This is a genomic window from Pontibacterium sp., from assembly GCF_041587635.1.
GTDB lineage: Bacteria > Pseudomonadota > Gammaproteobacteria > Pseudomonadales > Balneatricaceae > Pontibacterium.
The window spans coordinates 1-10,236 of record NZ_JBFGYC010000085.1 but is presented as its reverse complement, the minus strand read 5'-3'; the positions used below and the strand labels follow the sequence as shown (position 1 = coordinate 10,236).

Below are 10,236 nucleotides of genomic sequence, written 5' to 3'. Positions count from 1 at the left end.
TCAGCACCGGCATTATGGCGTGTATTAGCGTATTGAGCGCCTGGATTTCCCAGGCCTACGATAAGCTGAATTTTGTCCTTCATGCCGGTACCTTTAGCGGGCTATAGTGCGGGCAATTAGCCTGCAGCTTTCGCGCCACGTGGAGCGTATACGTAACCGATACCCTGGTCGTGGTCGGAACCGCGACGCAGTGCAACGATCTCAACACCTTCTGGCATAGAGATGTCGGACAGGTGAAGAACCTGACCCAGTTCAGCATTTTCCATATCAACAATCAGTGCTTCTGGCAGTTTGTCAGCCAGACACAGTACTTCAACAGTGTTCTTTTCAACTGCGAATTTAGCTGATGCTTTAGCAGCAGCAGATTTTTCGAAGTTAGCGAACTGCAGAGGTACAACGATCTTGATCTGAGTTGTTTTGGTGATGCGCTGGAAGTCTGCGTGCAGAACTTCTGGACGAGCAGGGTGACGCTGCAGATCTTTGATGATTACTTTTTCTTCTTTGTCATCCAGTTTAATAGTCAGGATAGAAGAGAAGAAAGTTTCATCTTGGATGTCTTTGATCAGTTCGTTGTTAGGGATAGAGATAGCAGCAGGCTTTTTGCGCTTATCACCACCGTAAATGATACCAGGAACCAGACCAGCACGACGCAGGCGGCGGCTCGCACCTTTCCCCTCATCTTCGCGCGCTACAGCGTTAATTACGAAATCAGACATTTTAAATACCTTTAATAAGCAAAACTGCAAACCTCCGCGACCAGAGCTTTGCAGCTGATTGATGCCCTAGTGGGCTTGTATGCTCCGGACTTTTGATCCAGAGCGGTCAGCGCTGTTCTTTATCGGAACATGGCGCTGATAGATTCTTCGTTGCAAACACGACGTACGGCTTCAGCCAGCATAGGTGCCAGTGTCAGCTGACGGATCTTGCTGCAGTCCTGAGCAGCGTTGCTCAGCGGAATGGTATCGGAAACAACCAGCTCATCCAGCTTGGAGTTGTTGATGTTGTCGATAGCCGGGCCAGACAGTACTGCGTGGGTTGCGTAGGCAACAACGCGTGCTGCACCGTTGTCTTTCAAGGCCTGTGCAGCTTTGCACAAGGTGCCTGCTGTATCACACATGTCATCCACCAGGATGCAGGTGCGGCCTTCGACATCACCGATAATGTTCATTACCTGAGATTCGTTTGCGCGCTCACGACGTTTGTCGATGATCGCCAGATCGCAATCCAGCTGTTTCGCTACAGCGCGGGCACGTACTACGCCGCCTACGTCAGGGGAAACAATCATGGAGTTTTCGTATTCCTGATCGACGATGTCGTCCAGCAGAACTGGAGAGCCGTATACGTTATCAACCGGTACAGAGAAGAAGCCCTGAATCTGGTCGGCATGCAGATCTACTGTCAGAACGCGGTCGATACCGATGTTGGACATCAGGTCTGCAACTACTTTTGCAGTAATAGGTACGCGTGCTGAGCGTGGACGACGATCCTGACGTGCGTAACCGAAGTATGGGATTACTGCGGTGATACGTGAAGCAGATGCACGACGCAGCGCATCAGACAGCACGATCAGTTCCATCAGGTTGTCGTTAGTAGGCGCACAAGTGGATTGAATGATGAAGACGTCCTTACCACGGACATTCTCCTGAATCTCAACAGTTACTTCACCATCGCTAAACCGGCCAACGTTTGCTTTACCCATTGGGATATCCAGACGCTCAACGACTTTGCGAGCGAGTTCCGGGTTAGCATTGCCGGTGAAGACCATCATCTTGGACACAGCGTGCACCTTTTCGGTAATTAGATCGGGATTTTTTTCAGAAAGGGAATCGTTCATGAGTGTTTGGCTGGGGTAGGAGGATTCGAACCTCCGCATGCAGGAATCAGAATCCTGTGCCTTACCGCTTGGCGATACCCCAGTAATCTCCTCTATGGAGGATTCGGCCTCCCGTTTAAAGAGGCGCACATTCTCTTAGATGCGTTGTTGAAAGTCAACACCGGGAAGGCTAATGAAGGGGGGTCCACTCCTTAATGATTAATGTGATGCTGAGCGCATCGCGACTGAGTCGAATTTTGCTCGGAAGTGTATAGATGTCGTGCTGTTTATAGCGCAGATAGCGCACGTGCCAGCCATCCTGCATCAATTCATTGAGGCGGTTGTTATTCATCTGTTGTTGAAAGGGTGAGTCGGGCGCAGGCAGGCCGCGTACCCACCATTGAAATTGCTCGACGGGGACGCTCCAGCCAAGGGTGTCCTGCAGCAGTGCTTCAGGAGAGCCGGCCTGAAAGTCTCCTTCACCTGCGATGCTCACCTGAATATTGCCCGGTTGTCCGGTAATGCGCGCGCCGCCTTGTCCCAGAGGGCCGGTCATCTCAATGGCATATTCCTGATCTTGCTGGCGCCAGAAAAGGTTTGCTGATTGATTGTCCTGGGGGGAGCGAATACCAATTTTTCCACTCAGCTCCCAATGGGTCAGCAGTGCTATTTGTTGCTGGTGATCGCTCCAGCTGCTGACCGGAGGCGGTGGGGCTTGTTCACTGGTGGTGAGCGAGCTACAGCCGGTGAGGGTTAAGAATGCTGCTAACAGAGCAACCTGCAAAAACTGCGGCATGGCTTAATGTGCTCCAATCGCCTGTGCAGCTTCCTGCAAATGGCTATTATCAGGGCTCTTATTGAGTCCTTGCTTCAAAAGCGCCAGTGCTTTGTCTTTATCGCCTTTTGCCCAATAGGCCTGAATCAGGTGTGATGCCACTTCACCGTCGGGAATCGCTTCATATGCGCGCAGTAAGTATTCGACGGCTTCATCGTAACGTTGCAGTTTAAAAAGCACCCAGCCCATTGAATCGATAATGGCTGGATCGTCAGGACGCATTTCCAGCGCCCGGGAGATGAGTTGATACGCTTCTTCGTAACGTTTGGTATGGACCGTCAGGGTGTAACCGAGGGCATTCAACGCAAGCGAACTATTGGGTTCAATATCCAGAATACGGCGCAGATCGACTTCTGCACGATCGAAATCAGTCGCTTCCAGTAGCATTGCGCGGGTATATAGAAGACTGACGTCATCTTCAAAGCGTGCGATGGCCTCTTCCAGTAGTATCAATGCTTCGTCTGAAAAGTCGTGCAGGTTCAGCCACTCTGCCTGAAGTGTAAATAGTTGAGAAGCAAGATCTGGGCGGGTTTTACGCACATCGCTGATAATCAGGGAGAGGCGTTCGCGGTCTTCGGGCGTGTCTAACAGGGTGGCGATTCGGCTGATTGCCTGAAAAGTGGTCGCTGGGTCATCAACCTTTTCGAAATGGGCAATCGCTTTTTCAATTTTCCCGTCTTGCTGGGCAATGGCACCAAGGTAAAAATGGGGCCGGGTATCATTTTCGTTCTGAGCCCGCAGTTCTTCGAACAGTTCTTTTGCTTCGGCTGTCTGATTATTTTCCAGCATCAGGAGTGCAAGATAGAACTTAAGCTGATAGTCCTGTCCATTTTGTTTCAGGATGCGTTTCGCTTCCTTAACCCCCTGTTTGAGCTGACCGGACTGGAAGAGGAGCTGGGTCTTAAGAATCAGTAGTGGCTGGTTATCGGGTTGAGATTTAAGCGCAGGTTCGATGGTCATCAGGGCTTTGCGAAACTCTCCCTGAAGGCGTTGTAGCTCTGCCTTTTGAGCCACAGCGTCCACATTGTTACGATTCGCTTTTAGTGCCTTCTCAAAAACGGTGAGGGCGGTATCCACGTTGCCTTGCTGTTTATGCAGCAAGCCTTGTGTGACGAGAAGATCGGCCTGGTTGGGATTGTTGGCGAGCATCTCGTCAAACAAGCTGAGATATCCGGTGGATACGTCGGCAGACATTTCGGGAATCTGGCTACGGATTACGGCGAGCATACGCGGACGGTCATATTCCAGTGCTCGGTCGACCAGCGGGAGGGCTTCATCGTAGCGCTTTTGGTGCAGCAGAATGCTGGCAGATATTTGATACGGTTCTGGGTTTTCGGGATCGGTAGCGATCCACAGTTCAGCGGCCTCGGTGATAGCTCCGACGTTTCGCAGGTATTGAGCGACACGGGTGGCGCGCTCAGCAATATTCGGGTCACGGGTCAGGCGAGCCTGCTTCAGATAGTTGGCCATCGCCAGTTCAAACTGACCTTTTTGTCCGGCCAGTTCAGCAACCAGCAATTCATACACAGACTCTCGATTGAACTCACCCTGCTTATATATAGGCGGTGAATCGTTGCCTGCAGACTGCTGTTTGATAGTTTGCAGACTGCAACCGGAGAGTGCGAGTGCAGCGATTAAAGCGTAGAGGCGTATTTTCATGTGATGATGAGCCAGCGTCCCTGTATGTTCAGGTCACTATAGATGAATCTTTATATGAATGTCAGTGTAACAGACTGTGGACTGCCGCGTGGGCAGATGGTTCAGTCGCTGACAGCTTCTGTTCAGCAATGAATACACAGTTAATTGAGTATTGGATTAACAAATAAGGGCGGGATTTTTAACCTTTTGTGTAAAGCGTTGTATCATAGCGCGCTTGATTGAAATAACAGGGCGGTATTCGTCTCCGTTACAGAGGTAGTTTTTGGGCGTCATGGCTTTACTGGCTTTAGGTATTAACCACAAAACCGCTCCGGTATCGGTGAGGGAACGGGTTGCGTTTTCTCCCGAACAATTGGCGGACGCTCTGTCTGGCGCCCGAGGCTCGGCCGCGCTAAAAGAGATTGCTATTCTCTCGACCTGTAACCGTACAGAACTGTATTGCACAACGGAGCTGGAAGGTACGCGTGCCTTACTGGAATGGCTCGGGGAATTTCATGATCTGGACCCCGATCAGCTGCAGGACTGTTCTTATGCTCACTGGGATGAAGATGCTGCGCGTCACATGATGCGTGTTGCCAGCGGATTGGACTCGCTGGTACTAGGTGAGCCTCAAATCCTGGGACAGCTGAAGTCATCTTTTGCGTTGTCGCAGGAGCATGGACATGTGGGTGCTGAACTGGGACGTCTTTTTCAGCAAACATTCTCGGTGGCGAAGCAGGTACGTACTGATACAGCGATTGGTGAAAACCCCGTATCGGTGGCGTACGCGGCGGTGAGTCTGGCACAGCATATCTTTTCCGACCTGCGCAGTAGTAAAGCGTTATTGATTGGCGCGGGTGAAACCATTGAACTGGTTGCGCGGCATCTGTCTCAGGCGGGGGTGCAGGATATTACGGTGGCAAACCGTACATTAAACCGTGCGTTGTCTCTTGCGAACGAGATCGACGGGCGCGCCATTTTGCTGGGTGATATTCCAGAGGCGCTCTGCAATGCTGATATCGTCATTGCGTCCACCGCCAGTCAGTTACCCATACTGGGGAAGGGTGCCGTGGAAACCGCGCTGAAAAAGCGCAAGCACGAACCGATCTTTATGGTGGATATCGCGGTACCGCGTGATATCGAGCCTCAGGTAGCCGATCTGGATGATGTTTACCTGTATACCGTCGATGACCTGAAAGAGGTGATCGAAGAAAATCAGCGCAGTCGTGAAAGTGCGGCGCGCGAGGCTGAAGAGATAATCGAGGTTGGGGCGCATGATTTTATGCGCCAGCTTCGCTCTTTGCTGGCGGTTGATACATTAACCTCGCTGCGCAGCCAGGCGGAAATTACCCGCGATCAAGAACTGGACAAAGCGTTGCGTCAGTTGAAAAACGGGAAATCAGCGGAGGAGGTTATCACTCAGCTGGCCCGTGGCCTGACGAATAAAATGCTGCATCAGCCAACCATTCAAATGCGTAAAGCCAGTGCGGAAGGTCGTACTGAGCTTTTGTCGCTGGTACAGGAGTTGTACCAGCTTTCCGAAACGGATCAGAACGATACCCATAAATGAAAGAGTCTATTCTCGCTAAACTAGAAAAGCTCAGCGATCGCTACGAAGAGCTCGCTGCGCTGATGTCTGATGCCGACGTTATTTCTGATCAGAATCTGTTCCGTGACTATTCTAAGGAATATGCCGAGCTGGAGCCGGTCGTCAAAAGCTTTGAAGCTTACAATGAAGCGCAGGCTGATCAGGAAGAAGCCGAGCTGATGATGAAGGACAGTGATCCCGATATGCGCGAGATGGCGAAAGATGAGCTGTCGGATGCGAAAGAGCGGATCGAGAGCCTTGAAACTGAGCTGCAGATTCTGTTATTGCCCAAAGACCCGAACGACGCCCGTAACGTCTTTCTGGAGATTCGTGCGGGTACCGGTGGTGATGAGGCGGCTATTTTCTCGGGCGACCTGTTTCGTATGTACTCCCGCTATGCCGAATCACAGGGATGGCGCGTTGAGATTGTGAGCGCCAATGAGGGTGAGCATGGCGGTTATAAAGAGCTAATCAGCCGCGTTGTCGGGACCGATGTGTTTTCCCGTCTGAAGTTTGAATCCGGTGCACATCGGGTACAACGTGTGCCAGAAACTGAGTCTCAGGGGCGTATCCATACCTCTGCCTGTACGGTAGCGGTCATGCCGGAGATGGATGAGGTTGCGGCGATCGAGATCAACAAAGCCGATCTGCGAGTAGATACTTTCCGTGCCTCAGGGGCCGGTGGGCAGCACGTCAACAAAACGGATTCGGCGATCCGTCTGACACATATCCCAACGGGTGTGGTGGTGGAGTGTCAGGAGGAGCGTTCGCAGCATAAGAACCGCGCGAAGGCGATGTCTTTGCTGGCGTCCCGCTTACAGGCCGCTGAAACGGAACGTCATGCGGCAGAGCAGGCCAGCACGCGTAAAAGTCTGGTCGGCAGTGGTGACCGTTCTGAGCGTATCAGGACTTACAACTATCCGCAGGGCCGGGTTACCGATCACCGGATCAATCTGACGCTCTATAAGCTGCAGGAAGTGATGACCGGAGATCTCGGACATGTGGTTGATCCGTTGATGAACGAGTATCAGGCAGAACAGTTAGGTGCGTTGTCCGATAGCTGATTTATGCTCAGTTGATCTGTGAAAACAGCCTCGATGCTTTGCGGTATCGGGGCTGTTTTGTTTCTGTCGTAACCCGGTTGTAAACCGTCGTCGACGCTAAGATTGGCTCCTAGGTCGACTTCTATGGTGGTGGATGTCGCGTTAGTATGGGGCTGTAGCTAGTTTAACCTTTGGAATCGAATGAATATCGAACAGGCCGTGGCGCTGCATGAGCGTCTGCAAGGGGTGAGTGATTCGTCCCGTCTGGATGCTGAGTTGTTGCTGTGTCATGTGTTGCAGCGTCCTCGCAGTTATCTATTTACCTGGTCAGACAAAGACGTAGCGGAACCTGATCAGCGGGCTTACGAGCAATTGCTGACCCGCCGCCTGAAAGGTGAGCCGGTGGCGCATCTGATCGGATCTCAGGCGTTTTGGACTCTGGATTTGGAAGTGACGGCGGATACGCTGATTCCTCGGCCTGAAACCGAAACGTTAGTCGAAGTCGCGCTGGATAAGTTGGCGAATGGCCCATATCGGGTTGCAGATCTGGGAACCGGCACTGGCGCTATCGCGTTGGCGCTGGCCTCTGAACGTTCGGGTTGGCAGGTGGTGGGCTGTGACCGCGTGGATGCCGCAGTGGTGTTGGCGGAGCGTAATCGGCAGCGACTTGAAATCCGTAATGCTGACTTTGTCGCGGGCAGTTGGTTTGAGCCTCTGACCGGGCGCTTTGATATGATCGTCAGCAATCCTCCCTATATCGATCCACAGGATCCTCATTTGCAGCAGGGGGATGTGCGATTTGAACCCCTGAGCGCATTGATTGCTGATAATCAGGGGATGGCTGATATTGAAAAGATCGCCACTGATGCCCGTGAGTATCTGAATACGGGAGGTTGGTTGCTGTTCGAACATGGTTACGATCAAGGACAACGCGTGCGTGCGCTGTTAGAACAGCTGGGGTATGGCGACGTTGCCACCATTCAAGATTTGGGTGACCGGGACCGGGTGACACTCGGCTGTTGGGTAAGAGGTAGTTAGACAATGTTAAGTGATGAGCAGTTATTGCGGTACAGCCGCCAGATTATGTTGCCCGAGGTTGAGATCGACGGTCAGGAAGCGTGGTTAAATGCCCGTGTTTTGATTCTTGGTGTGGGTGGCCTGGGTAGTCCGGTTTCTATGTATCTTGCCGCAGCAGGCGTTGGTGAATTGGTGCTGGTGGATGATGATGAAGTTGATCTGTCCAATCTGCAACGGCAAATCGTACACACCACTCAGCGCATTGGTGAATCGAAAGTGACTTCGGCTCAAGCAACGCTGTCGGCACTCAATCCGGATACAAAATTTACAACGATTGATCGCCGTCTTTCTGACGAAGAACTCGAGAAACTAGTGTCTGAGGTTGATCTGGTGGTGGATTGCACCGATAACTTTACGACGCGCTTTGCGGTGAACCGGGCGTGTGTTGTACACAAGAAACCACTGGTCTCCGGGGCTGCGATCCGTATGGAAGGGCAGATTGCTGTTTATGACTCACGGCAAGATGACGCACCCTGTTATCAGTGTTTATATAAACAAGGTGATGATGAAAACCTGACCTGCTCTGAATCGGGTGTATTAGCGCCATTGGTTGGAATCGTGGGGTCAGTGCAGGCGATGGAAGCACTGAAGGTCCTGGCCGGAATAGGGGAGCCTCTCGTTGGAAAACTATTGCTTCTCGATGGTCGTACGATGGAATGGCGTTCTCTGAAATTACGTAAAGATAAGGCGTGTCCGATCTGTTCCCAAGGGGAAGCCGATGAGTGAAGCGGAGCTGTTGAGCCAGATGGATGAGGTTGTGATTAAAGTGCTCAACCAAAGCAAAGTGATTGCTTTGGTGGGGGCAAGCCCTAAACCGGAGCGTGCCAGCTTTCGGGTTATGAATTATTTATTGGCGCGGGGTTATGATGTCATTCCGGTCAATCCGCTTAAAGCGGGTTGCGATATTTTGGGTCAGCCGGTTGTTGCCTCCTTGTCAGAGATCGATAAGCCGATCGATGTGGTTGACGTATTTCGAAACTCTGAAGCGGCGGGTGCAGTGATTGATGAAGCGATTCAGGTTGGGGCGAAAGCGGTGTGGTTACAGCTGGATGTTATTCATGAAGCCGGTGCTCAGCGGGCACGTGACGCGGGGCTGGACGTGGTGATGGACCGCTGCCCAAAGATTGAAATCCCTCGCTTGGGCATTGAGTGAGGTTGTTACAAAACGCGGATTAAGAACAAGCTAAATAATAGGGATGATCACCCACAGTGATTGATCATCCCTATTCAGCGTATGGGGTATGATCAATCACTGCGGGTGATTTTCTCGCAGCTTTCGACGCAGTACTTTGCCAACATTCGTTTTGGGTAACTCTGCTGAAAACTCCACACTCTTCGGGATTTTGTAACCGGTTAACTGACTGTGGCACCACTTCTGCAACGTCTCTTGCGATAGATTATCGGATGCACTGACGACAAACGCTTTTACCGCTTCACCACACACGGCATCCGGCACACCAACAACCGCACACTCCAACACTTCCGGGTGATCACAGATCACATCCTCTACTTCGCTGGGGTATACGTTAAATCCAGACGTGATAATCATATCTTTAGCCCGGTCAACAATCCGCAGATAGCCGTCCTGTTGCAACACGGCGACATCCCCCGTACGCAGATAGCCGTCAGCGGTAAACACCGCTTCCGTTTCATGTGTCTTGTGCCAGTAGCCTTTCATGACCTGCGGTCCACGCACACAGAGCTCGCCGGGTTGCTCTGAGGGTAATGTGACACCGTCAGCATCAATCACTTTAATCTCTGTTTCCAGCAGTGGCAGCCCTATGGTGCCCACTTGTATCCCGCCATAGGGGTTCACCGAGACAACCGGTGATGTTTCGGTCAGGCCATAACCCTCCATAATACTGCACCCTGTGACCTGCTCCCATTGTTCAGCCGCCGCATGCGTTAACGCCATCCCCCCTGAAACCGTCATCCGCAGATGGCTGAAATCGATATCGGAAAACGCTGGCTGGTTACATAAGCCAACAAACAATGTATTCAGCCCCAGAAACGTACTTGTCTGCCAATTCCCCAGCTCTTTAATAAAGCCAGACATGTCTCGTGGATTGGGAATCAGCACGCTGTGTCCTCCCGCCAACAGAACAATCTGTGCCAGGGTGAATGCGTAGATATGGTAAAGCGGCAGGGGAGCAATCACCGTATTCTGCCAGCCATCACCGACGGCATTAATACGATCACTCGTCTGCAACACATTAGAGACGAGATTCGCGTGGGTCAGCAT

10 protein-coding genes, 1 tRNA gene and 1 pseudogene are annotated in these 10,236 nt (G+C 51.9%); 5 read left to right on the top strand and 7 right to left on the bottom strand.

Annotation, left to right across the window (positions count from 1 at the left end):
* The 6 genes and pseudogenes from ABYW01_RS06595 to ABYW01_RS06570 all read right to left on the bottom strand — a co-directional run.
* A pseudogene (locus tag ABYW01_RS06595) lies at window positions 1-83 on the bottom strand (aminoacyl-tRNA hydrolase); the annotation flags it as partial.
* 33 nt (window positions 84-116) lie between these two features.
* Complete coding sequence (locus ABYW01_RS06590) at window positions 117-716, bottom strand: 50S ribosomal protein L25/general stress protein Ctc (protein WP_372831695.1); 600 nt, start codon at window positions 714-716, stop codon at window positions 117-119.
* A gap of 119 nt (window positions 717-835) precedes the next feature.
* Window positions 836-1,777, bottom strand: coding sequence for a ribose-phosphate pyrophosphokinase (locus ABYW01_RS06585; RefSeq protein WP_193953754.1), 942 nt, complete (start codon window positions 1,775-1,777; stop codon window positions 836-838).
* Between the two features lie 64 nt (window positions 1,778-1,841).
* A tRNA-Gln gene (locus ABYW01_RS06580) sits at window positions 1,842-1,916 on the bottom strand.
* Window positions 1,917-2,003: 87 nt separating this feature from the next.
* Window positions 2,004-2,609, bottom strand: a complete 606-nt coding sequence (gene lolB / locus ABYW01_RS06575) for a lipoprotein insertase outer membrane protein LolB (RefSeq protein ID WP_372831694.1) — start codon at window positions 2,607-2,609, stop codon at window positions 2,004-2,006.
* Between the two features lie 3 nt (window positions 2,610-2,612).
* Window positions 2,613-4,307: a tetratricopeptide repeat protein gene (locus ABYW01_RS06570; RefSeq protein ID WP_372831693.1), complete on the bottom strand. Its 1,695-nt coding sequence runs from the start codon at window positions 4,305-4,307 to the stop codon at window positions 2,613-2,615.
* A gap of 271 nt (window positions 4,308-4,578) precedes the next feature.
* On the opposite strand from ABYW01_RS06570, the gene hemA reads away from it, so the two are divergent.
* The 5 genes from hemA (at window position 4,579) to ABYW01_RS06545 (ending at window position 9,147) form a co-directional block, all read left to right on the top strand.
* Window positions 4,579-5,856, top strand: coding sequence for a glutamyl-tRNA reductase (gene hemA, locus ABYW01_RS06565; protein ID WP_372831692.1), 1,278 nt, complete (start codon window positions 4,579-4,581; stop codon window positions 5,854-5,856).
* Window positions 5,853-6,938 carry a peptide chain release factor 1 gene (gene prfA / locus ABYW01_RS06560; protein WP_372831691.1) on the top strand — a complete coding sequence of 362 codons (1,086 nt, stop codon included), beginning with the start codon at window positions 5,853-5,855 and terminating at the stop codon, window positions 6,936-6,938. The genes hemA and prfA overlap by 4 nt, the downstream gene beginning before the upstream one ends.
* A gap of 180 nt (window positions 6,939-7,118) precedes the next feature.
* A complete protein-coding gene (prmC, locus tag ABYW01_RS06555; RefSeq protein ID WP_372831690.1) occupies window positions 7,119-7,955 on the top strand; it encodes a peptide chain release factor N(5)-glutamine methyltransferase in 837 nt (278 codons plus the stop codon).
* Window positions 7,956-7,958: 3 nt separating this feature from the next.
* A complete protein-coding gene (locus ABYW01_RS06550; protein ID WP_372831689.1) occupies window positions 7,959-8,720 on the top strand; it encodes a molybdopterin-synthase adenylyltransferase MoeB in 762 nt (253 codons plus the stop codon).
* Window positions 8,713-9,147: a CoA-binding protein gene (locus ABYW01_RS06545; RefSeq protein WP_372831688.1), complete on the top strand. Its 435-nt coding sequence runs from the start codon at window positions 8,713-8,715 to the stop codon at window positions 9,145-9,147. Before ABYW01_RS06550 ends, ABYW01_RS06545 begins: the two co-directional genes overlap by 8 nt.
* A 96-nt stretch (window positions 9,148-9,243) precedes the next feature.
* Here the strand turns inward: ABYW01_RS06545 and ABYW01_RS06540 are convergent.
* The coding region (locus ABYW01_RS06540) for an AMP-binding protein (protein WP_372831687.1) at window positions 9,244-10,236 on the bottom strand (993 nt) is incomplete at its 5' end.